Source organism: Sporosarcina sp. JAI121 (assembly GCF_013408665.1).
Classification (GTDB): Bacteria; Bacillota; Bacilli; order Bacillales_A; family Planococcaceae; genus Sporosarcina.
The window spans coordinates 2051245-2075699 of record NZ_JACCCL010000001.1 but is presented as its reverse complement, the minus strand read 5'-3'; the positions used below and the strand labels follow the sequence as shown (position 1 = coordinate 2075699).

Sequence of the window (24455 nt, the reverse complement as noted above, 5' to 3'; positions counted from 1 at the left end):
AGTTTCACGTCTTCGCAAATTTTGGCAGGAGCTTAGACCTTTGATTGTCAAATATGTTTGATTAGAACATCGACAAAATGTTCAAGTCCGACGCGATCATCTTCCGTGAAACGGTTTAGTTCAGGACTATCGATGTCTAGGACGCCCAATAAAACACCATCTTTTACAATAGGGACTACGATTTCGGATTGTGATGCCGCGTCGCATGCAATATGGCCAGGAAATGCATTGACGTCAGGAACGATAATGGACTCCATCTTTTCGGCCGCAGTTCCGCAGACGCCTTTTCCAAGAGGGATACGGATACATGCGGGGAGACCTTGGAATGGACCAAGTACAAGTTCACCTTCGTCCATCATGTAAAATCCGACCCAATTGATGCGGTCGAAAAATTGATTGAGCACTGCAGAAGCGTTGCTCAAGTTTGCGTAAATATTTTTTTCGCCCGTCAACAATGCATCTAATTGACTTGCAAGTTGCTCATACTTCACTTTATGATCGGTGGCATAATCAATTTCATGAAACATACTCGAACACTCCTTCAGTTAGATATAATATAGAATTAGTATACATATTGAGACGTTTACAAACAAACTTTCCTGATTTTTTGAGCGAAAAACAGGTTTTTCCCTATAAATCATTCAATTTCGCAACCAAAAGTCTTTAAACGTGGTACTATATAGGATAATATCATGGTACAGCGACTCGGACAGGGGGACCACGATGAAAATCTTCATCATTGCTATTGTAGCACTTATCATATTGACGACAATCGCCTTCTTATTCAGGCGCAAACATATTCAGGAAATCGGCCGGCTGGAACAGGGAAAATTACAGATTCAACACAAACCGATTTTGGAAGAGATGACGAAGGTAAAACAATTGAACATGACGGGTGAAACCGAAGAGAAGTTCGAACGGTGGCGGAATGAATGGTCAGAATTGATGGATATACATATGCCGAAAATCGATACACTGCTATTCGATGTAGAAGACATGGTCGATCGTTTCCGCTTTAAAAAAGCAACAGAACTTGAAAAAGAAATTCAAGAAAAAATCCGTTTCTGCGATAAAAAAATGAATGACATCCTGCATGAACTGAATGAACTTGTAGGCAGTGAAGAGAAAAACCGCATTGAGATAGAGAAGCTGAAAGAGCAGCATCGAGCGGCTCGTAAAGCGGTACTCGCCCATCAACATTCATTTGGTATGACAGCAAATCCTCTTGAAAAAGAACTGGAAGCATTCAATCCGAAATTCGAAGAATATGATGAATTGACTGCGAACGGGAACTATTTGTTAGCGCGGGAAATCGTTATATCATTATCGGCTAAAGGAGACTGGGTATTTTCATTAATCCATGAGATTCCATCATTACTATCTGAATTACAAAACAAGATACCGGCATCGCTCAGGGAACTCCGAAATGGGACAAGAGAGATGGAAGAGCAGTCCTATTATTTGCAGCATCTTGAGTTAACCAAACGTTTTAGGGCGATTGAATTGGACCTAGAAGAAATGCTAGCGAGCATGGCAGAACTGCAAATCGAATCAGTACAGCGTCGAACAGCTGAAATTAACGATCAAATCGACTCATTTTATGATGCTCTAGAAAATGAAGTGAATGCAAAACATTATGTAGATGAATACTACAATGAAATTGCTGATAAGCTTTATGGCATTACTACTTTGACGAAAAAGACTTCCGATGAAGCGGCATTCGTTCAGCAAAGTTACCGACTGGATGAAAAAGAAGCGCAAATTCCACAGTTATCACTTAAAAGGTTGGCTGCGATTGAAAAACAATTCGAAGTCCTCAGCTCCCGAGTGGAAGGGGAAGCATCAGCTTATTCAAGTTTGCAGGAAGAATTACAATATATATCTGAAGAACTTGAAGAAATAGAAGTGGAACAGGAAAATCTTGCAAACCGTATGAAAAATCTGCGCATCGATGAAAATGATGTTCGGACAAAACTCGATGAATTATCACGCCAATTGCAAAACGCGGATCGGATGCTTCATAAAGGGAACATACCTGGCATACCGGACGAAATGGAGGCGCGTCTCGAGGAGGCAGATGAACAAATTTATATCGTGACACAAAGCCTACAGGAAGTTCCGCTCAATATGCACCTTGTTGATTCGTATTTGGAAAATGCCGGAAAAATCGTGCAAGATGTTAGCGAAAGAGTGGAAGAGATGCTTGAAAATGTCTTGCTTATTGAATGGATCATTCAATATGGGAACAGATACCGTGCATCCAATCCGGAGGTACATGCCCGACTTCTTGATGCAGAAGAGTCATTCAGGCAATTCCGCTACTCAAAAGCGCTCGAGGAAGCAGCCACAGCGGTTGAAGAAGTGGAGCCGGGTGCAATGAAACGGATTGAGGAACTTGTAAAAGAACACGTTTAATAAATAGTGGATTACAGAAAAAATAGCCACCGGCATCCCGATGCAGGTGGCTTTGTCACGCTTGTTATCGTTACAACTGAAAGGAAGGTACGAATGATATATTTTGACAATAGTGCAACTACAATCCCGGATGATAGCGTACTCGCATCATTCGTTCAAGTGAATAAACGCTTTTTCGCGAATCCCGCGTCATTACATCTTGCTGGGAAGGAAGCCGAAGCACTTCTGAATCGATCAAGAGAGCAAATTTTGTCGATTGTTGGAGCGCCTGACGGAGTGGTTCTATTTACGTCTGGAGGAACGGAAGCAAACAATTTGGCTGTTATCGGTTTCGCGCGAGCGTTACAATCCAGAGGGAAGCATTTGATCACTACCAAAATCGAACACCCATCGGTTCTTCTTGCAATGGAATATTTGGAGTGTCAAGGATTTGAAGTAGACTATTTATCGGTTGATGAACAAGGAATAATTTCCATTGAAGAGTTGAAAAGTAAGCTGCGGACGGATACAATACTTGTCAGCATCATGCATGTGAATAATGAAATCGGGGCAGTACAGGAGATATCCGAATGTGCACGTATTATTAAAGAACATTCGAGGGCGATATTCCATTCGGATACTGTTCAAAGTTTTGGCAAGTTACCCGTTTCATTAACAGGTGAAGGTCCGGATGCCATAACGATCTCAGCCCACAAAATCAATGGTTTGAAAGGTTCGGGCTTGCTGGCGTTAAGAAAGGGCAGGACTCCGGAAGCGATTAATTTTGGCGGCGGGCAGGAAAACGGACTTCGCAGTGGTACCGTATCTGTTGCAGATGCAGCTGCACTGGCAAAGGCAATGCGAATGGGTTCAATGGACACGGAACAGCCGAATTTCAGACAATGGAGAAATCGGCTCATCGAATTCATCAAGCAATTTAAAGATGTTCTCGTATTAGCCCCTGAAAAAGGAGCTCCACATATATTGTCCATCGCATTTAATAAAATAAATGGTGAAGTTGCTGTTAATTTCTTTCAGGAGAATGGTATTACAATTTCAACTTCCAGTGCTTGTTCATCGAAGAGTACTACTGTTGGGCATGTTATTGAAGCGATAGGTGTCAATGGGAAGTATAAAAATGGAGTGATCCGCATCAGTTTTGGGAAAAATAACACGGAAAAAGAAATCGTGGAATTTGAACACGTTTTTGCACGTTTCATGGATTTGCTTGGAAGGGGAAATAAATGATGGAATGGAACGAACTATTAATCCGCTATGGTGAAATGTCATTGAAGGGACGAAACAGGAATGTATTCGTTAAGAAATTACGGGATAATATCAAGGATTCGTTAAGCGGTTTGAAGACAGTGATTATAAAACCGGAACGTGATCGCATGTTTCTTTATGCGGAGGATCAACATGATATGAAAGAAGCGATAGCACGGTTGCCGTTTGTTTTCGGCATCCAATCTTTCAGCCCGGTCGCTAAATGCGAAGCGACACTTGAAGCGATAAAAGAAAAAGCGATAGAGGTTATTGGAGCAGATGAAACGGCGGGCAAGACATTCAAGGTTGAAGTCAAACGGACAGACAAAAGATTTCCGCTCGTTACAAGCGAACTGCAGCAGGAAATCGGAGCGCATGTGTTGCGCAGCTTCCCCGAACTCGGCGTAAAGATGAAGAAGCCGGACATCGTATTACTCATCGATATTCGGGTCGAAGGAGCTTTCTTGACAGCTAAAGTATACGAAGGTGCAGGTGGAATGCCGGTCGGATCGAATGGTCACTCGCTTCTTATGCTATCGGGCGGGATAGACAGTCCTGTAGCCGGCTATCTTATGATGAAGCGTGGTGTGTCTATCGATGCCATTCACTTTGCCAGTCCTCCGTTCACAAGTGAGTTGGCTAAAAAGAAGGTGATGGATTTGGCGGAGAAGCTAAGTTCATTTGGGGCATCGGTCCGACTTCATATAATTCCATTCACTGAAATCCAGCAAACAATCGTCAGTCAAGTACCTGATAATGTTTCGATGACGACTACAAGAAGAATAATGCTACAAATTGCTGATAAAGTCCGCGAAGAAGAAGGTGCACTTGCCGTTATAACGGGAGAGAGCCTCGGCCAAGTCGCAAGCCAGACACTTGAAAGCTTGACGGCTATCAACGCTGTTACCGCTACACCCATTTTGCGACCACTTATCGCAACGGACAAACTTGAGATTATCAATATTGCTCAAAGTATTGGGACATATGAGATTTCAATCAGACCTTATGAAGATTGCTGCACAATCTTTTCACCTTCCAATCCGAAAACGAAACCAAAGCTTGAAAAAGTTGCTTTTTATGAAAGCTTCACTGATTTCGAACCGATGATTGAAATGGCGGTTGAAAGCCGAATGACAGTTGAATTGCCGCTATCGGAGAAAGATGGATTTGAAGACCTGCTTTAAAAGATATTATGATCTGCCGTATTTCATAAAGGCATTAACAACGCCATACAGACATTCAACAAAACAAAAAGCAAAAAGCCGCATCGGTCAATATCCGATACGGCTTTTTGCTTTTATAGTATTTGCGAAAGTGCCGCGGCTTAAACCTACATTGAATAGATGGAAATAGTTACCGTTTGATGCTCATGCATGAATTTTATTGTCCGGCACATTCTACATGCACAAGGAGGTGTCAAACATGCCAAACAACAACAGCGGTAACTCGAATCAACTTCTAGTTCCAGGCGTACGACAAGCACTTGATCAAATGAAAAATGAAATCGCAGCAGAATTCGGAGTACAGATGGGGCCAGATGCTTCATCTCGTGCCAACGGATCTGTCGGCGGAGAAATTACAAAGCGATTAGTGCGTCAAGCGCAAGAACAAATGAAAGGCTTTTAATTATAACGTTTAAATAAAAAAAATTTACGACTGTTAATTTGAAAGCCTTTCGCAATAAACATTGTCGAAAAACAGTGTAAGCAAAATTGTAGAATTTTAAACTAATTTATAAAATTGGTTAAATTTACCGAAGTGGACATGCGCATAAAGTTCAGTAAACGGTACATTCTATGAGAACAAGGAGGTGAGAAATATGCCAAACAACAACAGCGGAAATTCAAATCAGCTTCTAGTTCCAGGCGTGCGACAAGCACTCGATCAAATGAAAAATGAAATTGCAGCAGAGTTCGGGGTAAACATGGGACCTGATGCTTCATCTCGTTCTAACGGATCTGTCGGCGGAGAAATTACTAAGCGATTGGTGCGTCAGGCGCAACAACAAATGGGTGGATTCCGGGAGTAAATTTAAAAAGTGAAACTGTTAAGATATTGTTAAAAGCAGCCCTTTGCTTATCCAGTATAAGCAAAAGTATCGTCGCTTAAACAATTCTAAAACAGTTAACTAAATTTACTATAAAAAATTTGCATGAAATTTTCGATTCAGCACATTCTATAAGCATAAGGAGGTGAAAATCATGCCAAACAACAACAGCGGAAACTCAAACCAACTTTTAGTTCCAGGTGTAAGACAAGCACTTGATCAAATGAAAAATGAAATTGCAGCAGAATTCGGAGTGCAGATGGGACCAGATGCTTCATCGCGTGCCAACGGATCCGTCGGCGGGGAAATTACAAAGCGATTAGTGCGTCAGGCTCAAGACCAAATGAAGGGCAACCAAGGATAAATAAGTAAAATAGGAGCCGTTCCAGGAATTTACCTGGGGCGGCTTTTATAATTTTATGAAAAAATAACTAAAGAGTAAATACTGTAAAAACATACTCAAATAAATTTGTTTTGAATTGTCGGACTTTTGTTTGTATACTTGGATTATAGAGTAAAGGGGGATGTATTATGAACCGCGAACAATTGACAGCACCAGAACAATACAATCTAGTCGGTGAATTTGAAAAATACGCGACTGGCGAAGGAAAGAAAGCACTTATTTATTTCAATGCGGAAGGTCAAAAGCAAGAAATTACATATGATGAATTAATGGATTCGGCAAATAAGGTAGCCAATGTATTTATAGCGAACGGGCTCCAAAAAGGCGATATAGTCCTGGTAATGGTGCCCCGTAAAATAGAGGCATATATAACTTATATCGGCGCCTTGAAAGCGGGAATCGCAGTCATTCCAAGTTCTGAAATGCTTCGGTCTTCAGATATTGAGTATCGTTTAGCGCATAGCGATGCAAAAGCGATTGTTGCATTTGACGCCTTTACAGATCAATTCAAAGATGTGAAAAATATGGACGATGTTAAATTATTTGTTATTGGAGAAGCGAAGGAAAAACAGCTTTCATTAACGGAGCTTATGAAAACAGCACCTTCGGATTTCATAGCGCCAGATATAAAGAGCTCCGATATGGCATTTTTATCTTATACATCAGGCACGACCGGAAAGCCGAAAGGAGTCGTCCATACACACGGTTGGGGATATGCTCATCTGCGGACGACAGGTGTAAGCTGGCTCGGCATAAAAGAAGACGATGTCGTCTGGGCTACCGCCGCGCCAGGTTGGCAAAAATGGATATGGACACCTTTCTTATCGGTGCTCGGTAGTGGAGCGACAGGGCTCATCTATGATGGTAAATTTGACGTGGACACGTATTTGAAATTGATTAGTGAGTATCAAGTGAATGTATTATGCTGTACACCGACAGAATACCGGTTTATGGCGAAAGCGGAAAAGCTTGAAGGCTATGATCTGTCATCCATCCATAGTGCGGTTTCCGCGGGTGAGCCGCTTAATCGGGAAGTAATTGAAATATTCGACAAGGTATTTTCACTGCCTGTGAGGGATGGATATGGACAGACGGAAAATACACTACTCGTGGGAACGATGCTCGGGATGGAAGCGCGTCCGGGTTCCATGGGAAAACCGACTCCCGGCAATAAAGTTGACGTAATTGATGATGAAGGAAATCCGGCCGCTATCGGAGAAGTCGGCGATATCGCCGTTCACATTTCGACGCCTGCCTTATTCAAGGAGTATTTGAAGGATCCCGAACGCACAACGATGCAGTTTCGCGGCGAGTATTATGTGACTGGTGACAGGGCTAAAATGGACGAAGACGGTTATTTTTGGTTCGAAGGTCGTGGAGATGACATTATTATCAGCTCCGGTTACACAATCGGACCTTTTGAAGTTGAAGATGCATTGACGAAACATCCCGCAGTACGTGAATGTGCGGTCGTGGGTAGTCCTGATGAAGTAAGGGGCAATATCGTCAAAGCGTTCGTTGTGTTGCGTGATCCCGAACAGGTAAACGTAGAAAATCTTATCAGAGAGTTACAAGAACATGTGAAGACCTTAACAGCACCCTATAAGTACCCCCGTAAAATTGAGTTTGTGGAGAAACTGCCAAAAACAGCTTCGGGCAAAATCATGAGAGTAGAATTGAGGAAGCTTGAACAAGCGTAAGTGACAGTTACAACAGACCGCTTTCGTAAGACGGATCACTCCGTACTTGCGACAGCGGTTTTGTTTTTTTGATGAAAATGCGGTACATATCGCAATGCATAATATTACCTTTACGCATCGATTTAATGAGTATATACTTAAATTATTATTTCGGAAATCAAAATAGTAGGAGGGCGTCGTGATGCATACGGAAAAAAGCGGTGTCCTTTGGGCGATTGGTTCATATCTGATTTGGGGGATTATGCCAGTTTATTGGAAGAGCCTAGAGCACGTTGCAAGTGCTGAAATTTTAGTGAGCCGAGTCATGTGGGCATTTGTAATGACGATACTAGTTGTTCTTCTTATGAAAAATGGACGTCATCTAACTGAGGACATGAAAACACTTTGGAATTCACAGCGGGATTTTTGGGCTTTGTTCGCAGCTTCCGCATTTGTCTCGTCGAACTGGTTCGTCTACATATGGGCAGTGAATAATAATTATATTGTTCAAACCAGTCTTGGTTATTACATAAATCCGCTCCTATCAGTATTACTTGGAATATTTTTTTTGAAGGAAAGACTGTCGAGGGCTCAACAAATAGCTTTCTTGTTGGCAGCGACGGGCGTGGCAATTTTAACTTTTTCATATGGGAAGTTTCCTTGGCTGGCGTTCAGCCTCGCCATGACATTTGCAGTATATGGTCTTATTAAGAAACAGGTAAAACTAGATGCGCTGCACGGATTAACAATTGAAACTCTTTTCATTGTTCCATTTGCTATCATTTATTACATATGGTTATTTATCAATGGCAATGCTGTATTTTTACATTCTGATATGAAGACGGATCTCTTGCTGATCATGACAGGTGTGGCAACTGCACTGCCTTTACTCATGTACGCAAAAGGGGTACAAAGAATTCCGCTCTATATGGCGGGTTTTCTCCAATACATTGCTCCCACGATGATGCTGTTTCTCGGTGTCGTCATTTACAACGAAACTTTCGGGAAGATTGATATGCTGTCATTTGCATTCATTTGGTCAGCATTGCTCGTATTTACGGCGTCGAAAATAATAGAAGTAAGGAAACTAAAGAAGAGCCAACCATAATCGGGAAGGCTCTTTTCTTTATAGGTACATCCGCTGTACTTTTTCCCAGAAAGAGTTGTTTTTCAGCTTTACTGTTTTCACAACCTTATCGCTTAACCCGATTTCCACATGCTCCACTTGCTGTATGCCAAGAGCTTCGTTGTCTGCGGCAATTAAGGGAAAGACGTTCCCATCCTGATGGACTTTAAGTTGGAATTTTCGGTCGCCGCTCATAATGAATGACGATCCAAGTGTTCTGTATTTATTATTATTTACAGACGCAAGTTCGGTCACTTGAAAGCAACGGAGAAGCGGATCCACTACAGCTCCATTTACCGATTTATTGTAAGCGGTACTGCCGGTGGGGGTAGAGATGATCAAACCGTCGCCTAGGAACGTTTCGAACAGTTTGTCATCAATGAGAAGATCCAGGACGAATGTCCGGATAATATTTGAACGAATACTAAATTCATTCAGGCAATAGAATGGTTGGTGGTTGTCAATTTTCACTTCGATGAGTGGATATTTTCTTACCTCAATTTCGGCTTTACGGATTGTCTCTGTCATTTCAAAAAGATTATTATAATGAAAATCGCAGTAAAGCTCCGCTTTGCCTGTTATAGATATGCCGGCATACAGGCAATCCTGGCGAAAACCAGTTTTTCGGACCGCCTGTAAAAATGCCCCGTCACCCCCGATGCTTATAATAATATTTGCATCTTTATCGTTCTCGGACATTGTAAAACCTTCGTGGATCAGCGCGTCTTCCACTTTCTGTTTTTTATCGATTGAGTCTTCATCATGTTTACTGTAAATAAAAATATTCATCCGATCCGTCATTGCACAAGCTCCTTCCGAATGAGTTATACTCATTTTACCATGGAGTGAAACATTTTGGTGTGTTGAAACGTATAGAAGTCTGTATTTAAAAAGGAGGAATTTGAAATGACAATGAAACGATGGATTGCAATCATCGTAGCTGCAGCATTAATTTTTGTTTCAATAGGTATCAATTCGTTATCGTACATATTCACGAGGGACTTCAATGGGTTCTTCGAAGAAATCATGGCTTCATCGTCTTCGGGATATGAGGAAACAATTATTGAGGAAGGAAGCGCCGAAGAAAAAATCGCTGTTCTAACACTTGATGGTGTCATTCAAGACTTAGGAAATTCAAGTTCCATTTTCCAGCCGTCCGGCTATAATCATCAGTTTTTCATGACTCAGCTGAATGAGGTTCTTGAAGACACCAGTGTCAAGGGTGTAGTTCTTAAAGTGAATTCTCCTGGCGGCGGAGTTGTAGAATCAGCGGAAATCTATGATGCGCTGCGTCTGATTCAGACTGAAAGGGAAATTCCATTGTATGTGTCAATGGGTGGAATGGCTGCTTCGGGCGGTTATTATGTTTCTGCGCCTGCTGAAAAGATTTTTGTCAATCCTGAAACGATTACAGGTTCAATCGGTGTCATTATGGAAAGTGTCAACTATGCGAAACTCGCTGAAAAGTATGGAATTGATTTCAATACCATCAAAACAGGACCTTATAAAGATATCATGAGCGGATCACGTGAAATGACAGACGTGGAGCGCACAATGCTTCAGGAAATGATTAATGACTCATACGAGCGTTTTGTCGATATAATCGAAGCGGGCCGCGGAATGAGCGAAGCAGAAGTGAAAAAAGTCGCTGACGGCCGGATTATGAATGGTCGGCAGGCAATCGAAGCAGGACTTGCAGATGACTATGGAAAAGCAGGGGATGTCATCGCTGCCATGAAAGAAGATAACAATCTCCAGAAAGCGACAGTTTTCGAATATACAGCTTTAGACAGCTGGAGTTCATTATTCGGAATGAAGGCAGGGAACCTATTCGGAAGCAATATCGAATCGGAATTGATCGGCAAGTTGTTGACCGATTATAATGCACCGCGGATGATGTATTTGTACGGTGAGAGATAAGGAGGAGGAGCTAATGTCGGATCACATTGAACAACAGCAGGATTTTATGGATAACACGGCTATCGCAAGCCAGAATGCGAATTGTGAGCCCGTTCAATCCGAACACTTCCGAGCGAAATATGCTGGATTCTGGACACGGTTATGGGCATATGCAATCGACCTGTTAGTCTTGTCCGCAATCAGCGGAATTATTATCAAACCGATTTTTCGGATTGCGGGTTGGGAAATTACAAATCCATCATTCTTTTTATTCAGCGCATATAAAGTCACAGCGCTCCTCCTGCTTCTACTTTACTTCATGCTGTTGACGAAATATCTGCAGCAGACCGTAGGGAAAATGATTATGGGTATTAAAGTCGAAGCGAAAGAAGGGGGGCAACTGACGTGGGGAGCGGTTATTTTCCGGGAAGGCGTTGGACGCTTCATCTCTAAAATGCTTTTCATCCCATATCTGCTTGTCTTATTCACACCTAAAAAAGAAGCATTGCATGATCTGTTCGCTGATACGGTAGTCGTACACGAATCTTCCTATGAAAAGGTAGTGGGTGTAAGTTATCGCAGACGCGGGGAGGGACAACAGTTGCAAGAGGGCACTATCATTTAGTAAGATGGAAATAGAAAAGGGGGCGTCATAAATGGCTAACGTTACATTTAAAAATAATCCTATAACTTTGCTCGGGAAAGAAGTTGCAGTAGGTGATACTGCAAATGATTTTACGGTGCTCGCGACCGATTTGAGTCCAGTGACACTTGCTGACTCGAAAGGGAAAATTAGGTTAATCAGTGTAATCCCTTCAATTGACACAGGTGTCTGTTCAACTCAGACGCGTAAATTCAATGAAGAAGCTTCGTCTCTTGGAGATGACGTACAAGTATTGACGATTTCCGCCGATCTTCCATTTGCACAAGCAAGATGGTGTGCTGCGGAAGGTATCGAAAATCTCCAGACATTATCCGATCATCGTGATCTTTCCTTCGGAGAAGCATATGGTGTTGTCATGAAAGAACTCCGCTTGCTTGCGCGTTCAGTATTCGTCATCGACAAAGAAGATAAAGTGACTTATGTTGAATATGTTGGCGAAGGTACTGACCACCCCGATTACGAAAAAGCAATTGAAGCAGTAAAAGAGATTAAAAAAGCAATAACAAAATAATAAGGGAAACCCACTCGGAAACGGGTGGGTTTTGTAAATTGAGGGATAGATAAATGACTACAAATACAGAATCCATTTTTTCATTCATTGATACATATGCGGAATCCAAAGAAGAGCTGTACTTGGAAGCGATTGTAGAAGTTTGCCAAAAGTGGCTTTCAGGGGAAACACAGCCAATGTTATCGGAAACGGTAACAAAAGAGGATATCCGCCGTGGTATCCAACTTGCTGTACTGAAAGGCATGAAAAAAAATGTTCAGCCCAATCACCAGATGACCCCTGATTCAATAGGGATGCTTATCGGCCACATCGCGAGTAAATTGGCGGCGGGCGAAGGGAATATTACACTGCTTGACCCTGCGGCGGGAACAGGAAATCTCTTGTATACGGTTATGAATACGATAGGGAATGATATCACAGCGACCGCAGTTGAAATAGACGATTTACTAGTCAGGTTGTCGGCTATCACTGCTGAACTACTGGAACACCCTGTAACGTTCTACGTTCAGGATGCATTACGACCATTATTTGCGGATCCAGTCGACATCGCCATCAGTGATCTGCCCGTCGGATTTTATCCGGATGATGAAAACGCACTCAATTATGAATTGATGCCTGCTGCGGGTCATGCATATGCCCATCATCTTTTCATTGAACAATCGATGAAGCATACGAAACCGGGGGGACATGGCCTATTCATCATTCCGGCGAATTTGTTCGAATCTGAGCAATCTTCCGTGTTGCACCCATATTTAAAAAAACAAACGATCATCAGGGCGATCATTCAGCTTCCCGATTCATTATTTAAAAGTGCTGCACACGCAAAAAGTATTTTAATTTTGCAAAAGCCTTTCCTGGATAAAAAAGTGACACATGATGTCTTGCTTGCGAAAGTTCCGAACATGACCGACAAGCATGCCATGGCGCTTTTCCTCCAGAAAATCGATATTTGGGCCAATGACTAAAGGTTATTGAATCCAGGCTATGCGTCTATTTGGCGTTCAGCCTACTTGTAAAAAGAAATTTTTCAAAAAGGAGCACTCCGTATGCGGAATATTTTAGCGATAAACGCGGGAAGTTCATCCTTGAAGTTTCAGCTACTCCAAATGCCAGAAGAGCACGTGACAGCAAAAGGTCAAATTGAACGAATTGGCCTCTCGGATTCAGTTTTCACAATGAAATCCGAGCAAGGCAGAATAAAAAAGGGGCAGGATATAGGCAGTCATACCCAAGCTGTGTCGATGATTCTTGAAATGTTAATCAGTGAAGGTATCGTTCGTTCGTTTGACCAAATTGATGGAATCGGGCACCGTGTCGTGCATGGCGGCGAAATCTTCAGTGATTCCGTTCTCATCACCGAAGATATAGTTGCAACTCTTTGGGAACTTTCAAATCTTGCACCTCTCCACAACCCGGCAAATATCATAGGCATTCAAGAATTTAGTAAAGCTTTACCAGATGTTCCGTCAGTTGCGGTTTTTGATACGGCTTTCCATCAGACGATGCCGGAAAGTTCTTTTTTATATCCATTACCTTATGAGTATTATGAGAAATATGGCGTCCGAAAGTATGGCTTCCACGGCACAAGTCATAAGTATGTGGCAGAGCGGGCCGCTGTATTGTTAAATCGGCCTTTGGAAGATACTCGGCTGATATCATGTCATTTGGGGAACGGAGCAAGCATAGCAGCGATTGAAGGTGGAAAGTCGCTTGATACATCGATGGGTTTTACACCTCTTGCGGGTGTCACCATGGGTACACGTTCAGGAAACATAGATCCGGCGCTCATCCCTTACATTATGGAACAAACCGGAAAAAATGTAGAGGAAGTTCTTGATGTGTTGAATAAACAATCCGGTATGCTTGCCATTTCAGGATTCTCCAGCGATTTGCGCGATATTGAGATTGAAGCTTCAAAAGGAAATACGCGTGCGCAGCTTGCTTTAGAGGTGTTTGCTGACAGAATCCATAAATATATCGGATCGTATGCAGCAAGGATGGGCGGAGTGGATGCGATTATCTTTACGGCTGGAATCGGTGAAAATAGCGATGTAATTCGTGAGAAAGTATTGAATGGACTTGAATTTATGGGGGTTTATTTAGATCCTGATCTGAATAATAGTAATGGGAAAGAAGCGCATATCAGCTTCCCTTACTCTCCAGTTAAGATATTAGTAATTCCGACGAACGAAGAGGTTATGATCGCCCGGGATACAATTAGGGTTGCAGAATTGTGAATTGCCCTGTATGACTTTATCAAAAAGTTGCCCGGGAAATAATGGGACCTATGAAAAAAGCTCGCCATTCTAAGACCGGACTAGGAATTCCCTATAATTCACGCTCTGACGCTTTGTGGATGCCTCCTGCGCTAATCTGGGAACTTACTAAGAAATTAGAGTGGGAAAATGAATAGGAAAGGCGACCTATCGTTCGAATTTGAACGAAAAGTCGCCTTTTTAAATATAAATTTACTTACAGGCATTATAAACGTATGTTTCTCAGTGGTCTCGCAATAATGGGCAACTCATTTGCTTTCATCACAATGCTTCGGGTGTACGGATTACCAGAACATCGCATTTTGCTGATCGGACGATGTTTTCGGAAACACTGCCGATTAGGAAACGCTCAACTGCATTCAATCCCGTGGCTCCGCAGATGATTAAATCTGCGTTAAGTTTTTTTGATATATCTCGTGAAATCATCGTTTTGGGTGAACCGTATTCTACGATGATATTGACATGCTGCACCCCTGCTTTTTCTGCTTGCAATTTGTAATCGTTGAGCAAATCCTCCGCAAACTTTTGAGCACGTTCTGCAATTGAACGATCATAAGCCTCAACAGCAGCATATGAGCGTGTATCAATAATGTTAATCAAGTTTAATGTCGCTTCGTTTCTGTCCGCAATAGCAACAGCTTTTTTAAAAGCCCATTCCGATTCCTTAGAACCGTCCACAGCAACAAGAATTTGTTTGTATACTAATGTCATAGTTCTCACTCCATCCTTATATTCGTATATATACTTACTTCGGTAAAAAGAGGCGAAAACCTTTTTATTCATGCAAGATAATGTCAGTAATTTTTTAATTTTTTCCGGTATCGCCCCCGAGTCTTGAAGAAATAGAAGAGAATGTGTCGAATAATCGGCCGACTTATAACCTGAATATTCCGTGGATTACTAAAATAGAGCACAAATGTCAACTATCTGATAATATGAAATATGGATTGGTCAGATTGAATAGTCTGCAAGTGACCTATAGTCTAAACATATTCATGAGGAGGAAAAGAAATGCTTATAGGTATCCCAAAAGAAGTGAAAAACAATGAAAACCGGGTCGCAATGACGCCAGCTGGAGTTTTCAACTTAAAAGCAGCAGGTCATGAAGTCATTATTGAAACAAGTGCAGGTTTAGGGTCAAGCTTTACGGATCAAGAGTACATTGAAGCAGGTGCTAAAATTGTTGCAACTGCGAAAGAAGCATGGAATGCCGATATGGTCATGAAAGTAAAAGAACCCGTTGCATCTGAATACGGTTACTTCCGCGAAGGACTTATTTTATTCACATATTTACACCTTGCACCTGAAATAGAATTAACGAATGCGCTTCTTGAGAAAAAGGTAGTAGGGATCGCTTACGAAACAGTACAGCTTCCGAATAATTCATTGCCGCTTCTTGCACCTATGAGTGAGGTTGCGGGGCGCATGGCTACGCAAATCGGAGCCCAATATTTACAACAAACGAATGGTGGTAAAGGAATTCTATTAAGTGGCGTCCCGGGCGTATCGCGTGGAAACGTAACGGTTATCGGTGGCGGACAAGCTGGAACGAATGCTGCTCGCATTGCGGTAGGTATGGGAGCGAAAGTGACGGTTCTTGACTTGTCGGTTGATCGACTTCGCCAATTGGATGAAATCTTCGGAAATGACATTCAAACGCTAGTGTCAAATCCATTTAATATTGCTGAATCTGTAAAAGACGCAGATCTTGTTGTCGGGGCTGTTTTGATTCCGGGAGCCAGAGCACCAAAACTGGTTTCTGAAGAAATGGTAAAATCGATGAAACCGGGATCTGTTCTTGTAGATATCGCAATCGACCAAGGCGGTATATTCGCAACATCTGATCGTGTAACGACTCATGATGAGCCAACTTATGAGAAACATGGCGTTGTGCATTATGCAGTAGCGAATATGCCAGGTGCAGTGCCGCAAACATCTACAACAGCCTTAACAAATGTTACGGTGCCTTACGCACTTCAAATTGCGAACAAAGGATATAAACAAGCTTGCTTGGACAATATTCCTCTTCAAAAAGGCATCAACACAATGGAAGGACATGTTACATTCAAAGCTGTAGCAGATGCTCAAGGCATTGAATATGTCCCTGCAGAAACACTTTTGAATCGATAAGGACGAAATGAAAAGGCTGCCCACACTTGTAATCGTGTGGACAGCCTTTTTTAATATTATATCATCAATATACTTAGAAAAAACAGCGCAAGAGGCATCCACAAAGCGCCAAAGCATGTATTGTGAATACTTAGTCCGTTTTTTTATATTATGGCTGGATAATCTGCAATTCTTTCGGAAACTTCGTCAATACTTCGACCCCGTCAGCTGTCACGACAACATCATCTTCGATGCGCACACCCGTGATTGAAGGATGATATATGCCCGGTTCAATCGTGAATACCATCCCTTCTTCAAGGGCAAGTTCGTTCGTTCCTGTCATAGAAGGGAACTCGTGGACTGATATTCCAAGACCATGCCCGATACGATGCGTGAAATATTCACCATAACCCGCTAATTCAATTACGTCCCGTGCAGCCTTATCGATTTCCATAGCCTTGACGCCGGGACGGACCAAATCCACGGCGGCCTGTTCCGCTTTCCTTACAGTTTCATAAATTTCACGCATTGCATCCAAAGGTTCACCGAACGCAACTGTCCGTGTAATATCGGAACAATAGCCTTTGTAGACAACACCGAGATCGAACAGGATGAAATCGCCCTTCTGGATTTTACGATCCCCCGGCGTCCCATGTGGTGACGCGGTTTTTGGACCCGAAAGGACCATCGTATCGAACGCCATCCTCTCCGCGCCTTTTTTCTTCATTTCAAATTCGATGGCCATCAGCACTTCCAGTTCAGTTTTTCCTTCGGCGATTTCCCTGCAACCGACTTCAATCGCATAATCGGCCAGTTCAGCCGCTTTTCGTAGGTTGGTAAGTTCATCTTCACTTTTGATGTTACGCATGCTGTTGAGCTGATCGTCAAGGCGAGCAAATTTCGCATCCGGAAACAGTTCATCCATGCGCTCCAGACGCTCAACCGTCAAGTGGGATTTCTCGATTGCGATTGAGGAGGGAATATCGCCACGTTTCCGAACGGCTTGCAAAACAATTTCCCAAGCATCGTCAGTATCTTCATGCCCAACGGCCTCGTAGGACCAGCCGGCTGCTTTCACATCAGGAACTTCCATCAAGGGACAAATAATAAACGGTTCGGCATCTTTGAATACCATAATGCCAAGAAGACGCTCATGCGGATCGCTGTGGAATCCAGATACGTAAAATACATTGTCTGGCGTTGTAATCAGTGCAGCATCCAGATTTTCCTTCTGAAGAAATTGTTGGATTTCTTTAACTTTACTCAAAATGATGACCTCCTAATTTAACCTTCTATTATCATAACAAAAAAGAGGGTTTTCAGGTTGTATAACGAAAATTGTCTTATAAGATAAATAATTGGAGGAGATTTTTCAATGCAAATTTCATATCATGGCCATTCAATCGTGAAAATAAAAACAGGGGGATCGACAATTCTCATCGATCCATTCATTACAGGGAATAAGCTGACGGATTTACTTGTTGAAAACGAAAAACCGGATTTTATTTTGCTGACACATGGACATAACGATCATGTCGGCGATACAGTAGCAATTGCAAAAGCATGTGACGCGCTCGTCATAGCACCGAATGAGCTGGCCATATACCTTGGTTGGCAGGGGATTAAGACACATGGAATGAACATCGGCGGTGCTTGCAATTTCAATTTCGGTACAGTTAAATACACTCAAGCTTTTCACAGTTCGTCTTATACGACAGATAATGATGAAATCATTTATACAGGTATGCCGGCGGGGATTTTAGTAATAGCGGAGGAGAAGACAATCTATCATGCCGGGGATACGGCGATTTTCGGGGATATGCAGATGATAGGGAAACGCCATCCTATCGATGTCGCATTCGTCCCGATTGGAGATAATTTTACAATGGGTCCTAAAGATGCGGCTTATGCAGTCGAATTGTTGAATCCAAAACTTGCTGTACCTGTCCATTTCAATACATTTCCGCCAATCGAACAGGACCCGCAAACGTTCAAGGGGTTTGTCGAAAGACATGAAGTGAAAATAATGAATGCGGGAGAATCGTTCGAATTATAATGATTTCTTTTTTACAAGGCCGGTCTATCGCCTCCGAGCAGGCTGTATGCGCTATTCTTGAACGTTTTGTGGTAGAATAGCCTTAAGGGCATGATAGAGAAAAGGTGAAGACATGGCGACAAAGCATGAATTAATACTGGATTATATCGAAGGGCTTACTGTTGGGGAGAAGATTTCAGTCCGTCAAGTTGCGAAGGCGTTATCTGTAAGCGAAGGAACGGCCTACAGAGCGATTAAAGAGGCGGAAAATCAAAAACTCGTCAATACCATTGAACGTGTCGGTACTATTCGGATTGAAAAGAAAAAGAAAGAGAATATCGAACGGCTCACATATGCGGAAGTGGTTAATATAGTCGATGGTCTAGTCCTTGGTGGCCGAGGAGGATTACATAAGACGTTGACGAAGTTCGTTATTGGTGCAATGCAGCTGGATGACATGATGCGTTATATCGATGCGGGCAGTCTACTCATAGTTGGGAACAGATTGAAAGCACATGAGACAGCGCTTCTTGCCGGTGCGGCGGTCCTAGTCACTGGAGGATTCGATGCATCGGATGACGTGAAGAAGCTGGCCGATGAATTGGAACTACCTGTCATTTCGACGAGCTACGACACGTTTACTGTCGCAACAATGCTGAACAGGGCGATTTACGATCAGTTGATTGAAAAGGAAATCCTGCTTGTTGAAGATATTTTAACACCGCTTTCGGATACGGTTGTATTATTGGCGAAAGAAAAAGTTGACAATTTCCATGAAGTGAATGGCAGAACATCCCATTCGGGTTATCCTGTTGTCGATAAAAACGGTAAACTTGTGGGAGTAATTACTTCACGCGATGTAATCGATAAATCGAAAGATGAGTTAATTGAAAAAGTGATGACACGACATCCGATAACGGTCACCGGGAAAACTAGTGTCGCTTCGGCAGGTCATAGTATGATCTGGGAAGGGATTGATCTTATGCCTGTCGTTACGGAGGCAGGGATGCTAGCAGGAATCATTAGCCGGCAAAATGTCTTGAAAGCGCTCCAAATGACGCAACGTCAGCCACAACAAGGTGAAACGATTGATGATATCATTAAAAATCAAATGAAGACCATTCCAGAACAACCGCATACCATCGAATTTACAGTGATCCCTCAAATGACGAATCAGTTCGGTTCGTTGTCTTACGGGGCATTGACGACCCTTTTAACCGAGGCAGGCAACAGGGCGATCAAAATGCGTAAACGCGGGGAAAGCGTTCCGGAAAATATGTCTTTGTATTTCATTAAACACGTTCAGCTTGGCAGTGTAGTTGTCGTGATACCAAGAATCCTGCATATGAGTAGACGGTTTGTGAAAGTTGATTTCGACATTTTATCCCATGGCGATCTTGTCGCAAAAGCTATGATCATGTATCAATTGTTCGAAAGGTAAAGAAAAAACTGATGCATGTAGTTTGCATCAGTTTTCATTCAACTTCGTTTCTTCATCGACAAAACTTCTATAATGTTTGTAGGCCCGGTAATTGAAAATACCCACATAGATTCCAAGCGCAATGAATAAGGCGGCAATGACATAAGTTGTAACTCCGTTGAAAAGCATCAGTTGATTGAGACCGAAAAAGAGCAACAAACCACCAAGGGAAGCTCCAGACATACTCGCATACATTTTTTTGCGAATCGGAAACACCTGTCTTGTTCGGAATTGCCGGGTTTTGAAGTAGAAATAGAAGACTGCCGAAGCAATAATGAAAAACACCAAAATGAAATTTATAGTTAACATGGAAGCCCTCCAATACATACAAACTTATTTCATTGTAGCGGCTTTGCGATTAGATTGCGACCGGAATATATCGAAGCTCGGAGGAATCGGATATGAAAAGACAAATCATCGACACAATTGAAAAGTACGATAAAATCATCATTCATCGTCATGTTAGGCCTGATCCTGATGCTTATGGATCTCAATCAGGGCTGAAAGAATTGATAAAAGCGAACTATCCTGAGAAAGAAGTATATGCAGCGGGAACACATGATGAATCACTTACATATCTGGCTCAGCTGGATCAAGTCAATCAGGCACTTTACGAAGGGGCTCTCGTTATTGTCACAGATACCGGAAACACGGAACGGATTGACGGCGAGTTTTACACAGAAGGTGCCTTGCTTATGAAAATCGATCATCATCCAGATGCAGATCCTTATGGTGATGTGAAATGGGTTAACACTTCCTCGAGTTCGACTTCTGAAATGATTTATACTTTGTATGAAGAAGGTAAAGAATCCTACGGATGGAAAATGACAACCGAGGCAGCAAGGCTTTTGTTTGCGGGAATCGTCGGAGATACGGGACGTTTCCTTTTTCCGAGTACGACGGTCAATACATTTGAAATCGCAAGCGAGTTGATTAAGTTCGATTTCAATCGAACAGAACTATTTGCCGGAATGTACGAGGTCAAAAGAGATTTACTTCATCTGAAAGGCTATATCTATCAGAATTTCACCATGGATGCCAATGGCGCGGCTTTTGTTAAAATTGATAAAGTAACACTTGAACAATTTGGAGTGACTGCTTCGGATACATCCCAGCTTGTAGGGGCGTTGGGTGATGTGCAAGGGATTTGTGCATGGGTCATTTTTATAGAAGAAGACGATCAGATTCGGGTCAGACTTCGTTCGAAGGGACCGGTGATCAATACATTGGCCGCTCAATTCGGCGGCGGGGGGCATCCTCTTGCCTCGGGTGCATCCGTACACTCATGGGAAGAAGCGGATGAAGTCATTGAACAATTGAAAAAACTATGTATATAAAAAACGGGCGGAGGGAATGCATTGACACTTGTCTACCCGCAAGTAGTAACTGGTGCAGATCTTCTGCGCGGAATAATAAAACTTGACGATCTAGCCCCGCTTCTAAAAAGGAGAGGGGCTAAATCCGTTGCCATCGTCAACTCTAAATTGTATGGCATCCGTTCGTTTTATAAAACGATGATAAAAGAAGGGATTCGTCCTGTTATAGGCTTATCCGTCTTTGTAGAAACTCCGGATGGACAAGCTGTTCTTCTATACGTCTATGCAAAAGATGACGGAGGATATCGAAATCTGTTGAAAATGAGCAGTGCCGTTTCAGTGAGGGAATCCGAGACACTGCCCCTTCAATGGCTGAAAGCTTACAGTGTGGGCTGCATCATCGTCTGCCCATTGACCGATGTATCCTGGAATGCTTCCTGCAATGAAGAAGGTTTCCGTAATTTCATAAAAGATTGCGATAAGTCCTCAATCGTCATTGGTATCGGCAGACCTGAAGGCATTAAGCATCCCGACGAGACGGTCATTGAATCAATTGCAGAATCGACCCAAACAACTATCGCAGCTGTGTACGAAAGCAGGTATATCGATAAAGCGGATGCATTTACTTACGAAATAGCTGAAGCAATTCGGACAGGGTATAAGCTGAATGACCCGGCAAGGCCTGTAAATAGCCGGGTAGCTGCACACTTGCCTGAAAAAAGCGAGATTACAGAATGGTTTTCAGATAAACCGGAATGGCTTGCGAATATATCGGATATCCTTTTATCATGCGATGCAGCCCTGTCTCCAAGCCAACCGCTTATGCCGGTATTTCCGGTTCCGCACGGAGAAACGTCAACAACTCTTCTGGCAAAAAACAGCGAAGCGGGTTTACAACGAAGGCTAGGGAATGTAGAAGAGGTATATAGTAAACGTCTCCGCTATGAAATTGATGTCATTAGTAAAATGGGTTTTGCGGACTACTTCCTTATTGTCGAGGATTTTATGCGCTATGCCAAAGAACAGGGAATATTGACTGGTCCGGGCCGCGGTTCCTCGGCAGGCTCGCTCGTTGCTTATGCTCTAGGTATAACTGATGTCGATCCAATTAAATACGGCCTTATTTTTGAACGATTCCTGAATCCAAGCCGCGTTACAATGCCGGATATCGATATTGACTTTGCAGATAACCGCCGCGGGGAAGTGATTGACTATGTCGCACAGAAATATGGCAAGATGCATGTCGCACAAATCATCACATTTGGAACACTCTCCGCAAGATCTGTCGCTCGAAATGTTGCAAGAGTGTTCGACTTTTCAAATGAAGAGATGGCCTACTTATCGAAAGAAATTCCGAATAGGCACAGAACTTCCATTGAAGAAGTGGTTGCTGGGTCGAAAGCGCTTCGTGATTGGATTGCGATTGACCCGATTCGCAACGACTGGTTCAAAGCGGCAATCAGTCTTGAAGGGTTACCCCGGAACGCTTCGACGCATGCGGCAGGAGTGATCTTATCCCCGGTTCCCCTTGTGGATGTGGTCCCGCTTCAAAGTGGGACGGAGGGCGTCTATCTGACCCAATGGCAGATGGGAGATGTTGAGGAGCAAGGATTACTGAAAATGGATTTTCTGGGCCTGCGTAACCTGACTCTGCTGGAGCGTATCAGATCAATGATTGCCTATGACAAAGGGATTCGTCTAGATTTTGAAAAAATCCCCTTAAACGATGAAAAGACATTCGAACTATTCAGAGCGGGGGAAATGACTGGAATCTTCCAATTTGAATCGGACGGAATGAGAGATGCACTCCGGTTAATCCGCCCGACTAAGTTCGATGATATATTCGCAACTAACGCTCTATACCGACCCGGACCGATGGATCATATACCGCTCTATAGTCGCCGTAAAAATAATAACGAACACATTTCCTATATCCATCCGCTACTCGAACGAGTATTGAAAGAAACGTATGGAGTTATTGTCTACCAGGAACAAATCATGGAGATTGCTGTCCGGGTTGCGGGATTTACGATGGGGGAAGCTGATTTATTAAGGCGGGCTGTCAGTAAGAAAAAACGTGAAATACTAGAGGTGGAACGGATTCATTTTACGCGAAGTGCGGTGGAAAACGGTTTTCCGGAAGATGCGGCCGTTGCAATCTATGATCTCATTGTGAAATTTGCTGACTACGGCTTTCCAAAAAGCCATGCAGTCGCTTATTCACTTATCTCCTATCGGCTTGCTTATTTGAAAGCCAATGAGCCTGCATATTTTTACGCAGCACTATTATCTTCTACAACTGGAAACAGTGATAAAACAATGGAGCTTATGCGTGAAGCAGAAGCTGTCGGTGTCAAAATCCTACCTCCCTCTATTAACCGTAGTAAATACATGCATACAGTCGAAAAAGGCTCAATTCGGATGGGACTAGGTGCTATAAAAGGTGTCACACCGTCTTTTTATGAAGCCATCAAAAATGCTAGGAAGTCCGGTGGCAATTGGAAGACATTGTTTGATATGTCGGCATCATTGGGGGGAGGAGTATTCACGGAGAAAGCTGTTCGACCTCTTGTGAAAGCGGGGGCGCTCGATGATTTTGGTGAACCGAGGGCTGTACTTCTTACTTCCATTGATGCCGCGATATCCCATGCGTTATTCATCCGTCCAGATGATGGCGATGATTTTCTCAGTGAAGCATTACGTTCGATTGCCAGTCCGAAATATTCTCCGGGTGGGACAATGCCGCGTATGATGCAACTTGAATATGAAAGGGAAGTGCTTGGTTTCTATTTGTCGGAACATCCAGCGGCTGAAGTCAAAAAAAATATGGGCGGGGGATTCCATAACATTTCTTCTATCGATACATTTCCTGATCGAATGAATGTGAATATCGCGGGCCTTATTACCGATGTTAAGCGGATCCGTACAAAAAAAGGGGAATCGATGGCGTTCGTTACGGTTCAAGATGAAACCGGTACAATTTCTTGCACATATTTCCCGAAACAATATATGGTTTCAAATCCTCTCCTTACTGAGATGGCTATGATTCAAGTTGAAGGGACCATCGAACGTCGTATGGGCAAGCCCCAGATACTAGTTCAGCAAACGGAAAAACTGTAAGGGACTAGCCTCCAACATAGGATGGTATTAGTTTAATCATGCAAATTCATAAGGGATTAGTCATATATCCCCACTTTTCAGCTTTCACTTTACGTTCAGTGGCGTTTTCTGTATGCTATAGACAGGAGTG

Annotated in this window: 23 protein-coding genes; 18 read left to right on the top strand and 5 right to left on the bottom strand. The window is 42.8% G+C overall.

The window, feature by feature from the left end; translation table 11 throughout:
* Positions 1-47: 47 nt before the first annotated feature.
* Positions 48-527 (bottom strand): GAF domain-containing protein, encoded by a 480-nt coding sequence (locus HDC33_RS09740; RefSeq protein WP_179392247.1) that lies wholly within the window; start codon positions 525-527, stop codon positions 48-50.
* A gap of 196 nt (positions 528-723) precedes the next feature.
* Here HDC33_RS09740 and ezrA point away from each other — a divergent pair, with 196 nt between their 5' ends.
* The 8 genes from ezrA to rarD all read left to right on the top strand — a co-directional run bounded on the left by ezrA (position 724) and on the right by rarD (position 8897).
* Positions 724-2415, top strand: coding sequence for a septation ring formation regulator EzrA (gene ezrA / locus HDC33_RS09735; RefSeq protein WP_179392246.1), 1692 nt, complete (start codon positions 724-726; stop codon positions 2413-2415).
* A gap of 93 nt (positions 2416-2508) precedes the next feature.
* A complete protein-coding gene (locus HDC33_RS09730) occupies positions 2509-3642 on the top strand; it encodes a cysteine desulfurase family protein (RefSeq protein ID WP_179392245.1) in 1134 nt (377 codons plus the stop codon).
* On the top strand, positions 3642-4844 hold the full coding sequence (gene thiI, locus HDC33_RS09725; protein ID WP_179392709.1) for a tRNA uracil 4-sulfurtransferase ThiI: 1203 nt from the start codon (positions 3642-3644) through the stop codon (positions 4842-4844). The genes HDC33_RS09730 and thiI overlap by 1 nt, the downstream gene beginning before the upstream one ends.
* A 238-nt stretch (positions 4845-5082) precedes the next feature.
* On the top strand, positions 5083-5286 hold the full coding sequence (locus tag HDC33_RS09720; protein ID WP_179392244.1) for an alpha/beta-type small acid-soluble spore protein: 204 nt from the start codon (positions 5083-5085) through the stop codon (positions 5284-5286).
* A 193-nt stretch (positions 5287-5479) separates the two neighbouring features.
* A complete protein-coding gene (locus HDC33_RS09715) occupies positions 5480-5689 on the top strand; it encodes an alpha/beta-type small acid-soluble spore protein (protein ID WP_179392243.1) in 210 nt (69 codons plus the stop codon).
* A gap of 172 nt (positions 5690-5861) precedes the next feature.
* Entirely contained in the window at positions 5862-6071 is a 210-nt protein-coding gene (locus tag HDC33_RS09710) for an alpha/beta-type small acid-soluble spore protein (protein ID WP_179392242.1), read from the top strand.
* A 167-nt stretch (positions 6072-6238) separates the two neighbouring features.
* A complete protein-coding gene (gene mbcS, locus HDC33_RS09705) occupies positions 6239-7810 on the top strand; it encodes an acyl-CoA synthetase MbcS (RefSeq protein ID WP_179392241.1) in 1572 nt (523 codons plus the stop codon).
* A 181-nt stretch (positions 7811-7991) separates the two neighbouring features.
* Positions 7992-8897 (top strand): EamA family transporter RarD, encoded by a 906-nt coding sequence (rarD, locus tag HDC33_RS09700; protein ID WP_179392240.1) that lies wholly within the window; start codon positions 7992-7994, stop codon positions 8895-8897.
* 18 nt (positions 8898-8915) lie between these two features.
* Here the strand turns inward: rarD and HDC33_RS09695 are convergent, their stop codons facing one another.
* On the bottom strand, positions 8916-9716 hold the full coding sequence (locus tag HDC33_RS09695; RefSeq protein ID WP_179392239.1) for an NAD kinase: 801 nt from the start codon (positions 9714-9716) through the stop codon (positions 8916-8918).
* Positions 9717-9821: 105 nt separating this feature from the next.
* Here HDC33_RS09695 and sppA point away from each other — a divergent pair, with 105 nt between their 5' ends.
* The 5 genes from sppA to HDC33_RS09670 all read left to right on the top strand — a co-directional run bounded on the left by sppA (position 9822) and on the right by HDC33_RS09670 (position 14226).
* The gene (sppA, locus tag HDC33_RS09690; protein WP_179392238.1) at positions 9822-10835 is read left to right on the top strand and encodes a signal peptide peptidase SppA; all 1014 of its coding nucleotides are present in this window, start codon (positions 9822-9824) and stop codon (positions 10833-10835) included.
* A 13-nt stretch (positions 10836-10848) separates the two neighbouring features.
* Positions 10849-11439, top strand: a complete 591-nt coding sequence (locus HDC33_RS09685; protein WP_255457328.1) for an RDD family protein — start codon at positions 10849-10851, stop codon at positions 11437-11439.
* 31 nt (positions 11440-11470) lie between these two features.
* Positions 11471-11989, top strand: coding sequence for a thiol peroxidase (gene tpx / locus HDC33_RS09680; protein ID WP_179392237.1), 519 nt, complete (start codon positions 11471-11473; stop codon positions 11987-11989).
* A gap of 53 nt (positions 11990-12042) precedes the next feature.
* Complete coding sequence (locus tag HDC33_RS09675) at positions 12043-12954, top strand: class I SAM-dependent methyltransferase (RefSeq protein ID WP_179392236.1); 912 nt, start codon at positions 12043-12045, stop codon at positions 12952-12954.
* Between the two features lie 81 nt (positions 12955-13035).
* Positions 13036-14226, top strand: coding sequence for an acetate kinase (locus HDC33_RS09670; RefSeq protein WP_179392235.1), 1191 nt, complete (start codon positions 13036-13038; stop codon positions 14224-14226).
* 300 nt (positions 14227-14526) lie between these two features.
* Here HDC33_RS09670 and HDC33_RS09665 read toward each other — a convergent pair whose 3' ends face one another.
* Positions 14527-14976, bottom strand: a complete 450-nt coding sequence (locus HDC33_RS09665; RefSeq protein WP_179392234.1) for a universal stress protein — start codon at positions 14974-14976, stop codon at positions 14527-14529.
* Positions 14977-15276: 300 nt separating this feature from the next.
* On the opposite strand from HDC33_RS09665, the gene ald reads away from it, so the two are divergent.
* Positions 15277-16395: an alanine dehydrogenase gene (gene ald, locus HDC33_RS09660; RefSeq protein WP_179392233.1), complete on the top strand. Its 1119-nt coding sequence runs from the start codon at positions 15277-15279 to the stop codon at positions 16393-16395.
* Between the two features lie 148 nt (positions 16396-16543).
* Here the strand turns inward: ald and HDC33_RS09655 are convergent, their stop codons facing one another.
* Positions 16544-17641 carry a M24 family metallopeptidase gene (locus HDC33_RS09655; protein WP_218843189.1) on the bottom strand — a complete coding sequence of 366 codons (1098 nt, stop codon included), beginning with the start codon at positions 17639-17641 and terminating at the stop codon, positions 16544-16546.
* Positions 17642-17749: 108 nt separating this feature from the next.
* Between HDC33_RS09655 and HDC33_RS09650 the strand changes: the two genes are divergently transcribed.
* Positions 17750-18430, top strand: a complete 681-nt coding sequence (locus HDC33_RS09650; protein WP_179392232.1) for a metal-dependent hydrolase — start codon at positions 17750-17752, stop codon at positions 18428-18430.
* A 112-nt stretch (positions 18431-18542) separates the two neighbouring features.
* On the top strand, positions 18543-19850 hold the full coding sequence (locus HDC33_RS09645) for a DRTGG domain-containing protein (protein WP_179392231.1): 1308 nt from the start codon (positions 18543-18545) through the stop codon (positions 19848-19850).
* Positions 19851-19877: 27 nt separating this feature from the next.
* Here the strand turns inward: HDC33_RS09645 and HDC33_RS09640 are convergent, their stop codons facing one another.
* On the bottom strand, positions 19878-20198 hold the full coding sequence (locus tag HDC33_RS09640; RefSeq protein ID WP_179392230.1) for a YtpI family protein: 321 nt from the start codon (positions 20196-20198) through the stop codon (positions 19878-19880).
* Positions 20199-20290: 92 nt separating this feature from the next.
* Here HDC33_RS09640 and HDC33_RS09635 point away from each other — a divergent pair, with 92 nt between their 5' ends.
* Positions 20291-21226: a DHH family phosphoesterase gene (locus tag HDC33_RS09635; RefSeq protein ID WP_179392229.1), complete on the top strand. Its 936-nt coding sequence runs from the start codon at positions 20291-20293 to the stop codon at positions 21224-21226.
* 21 nt (positions 21227-21247) lie between these two features.
* A complete protein-coding gene (locus HDC33_RS09630) occupies positions 21248-24325 on the top strand; it encodes a DNA polymerase III subunit alpha (protein WP_179392228.1) in 3078 nt (1025 codons plus the stop codon).
* Positions 24326-24455 lie beyond the last annotated feature (130 nt).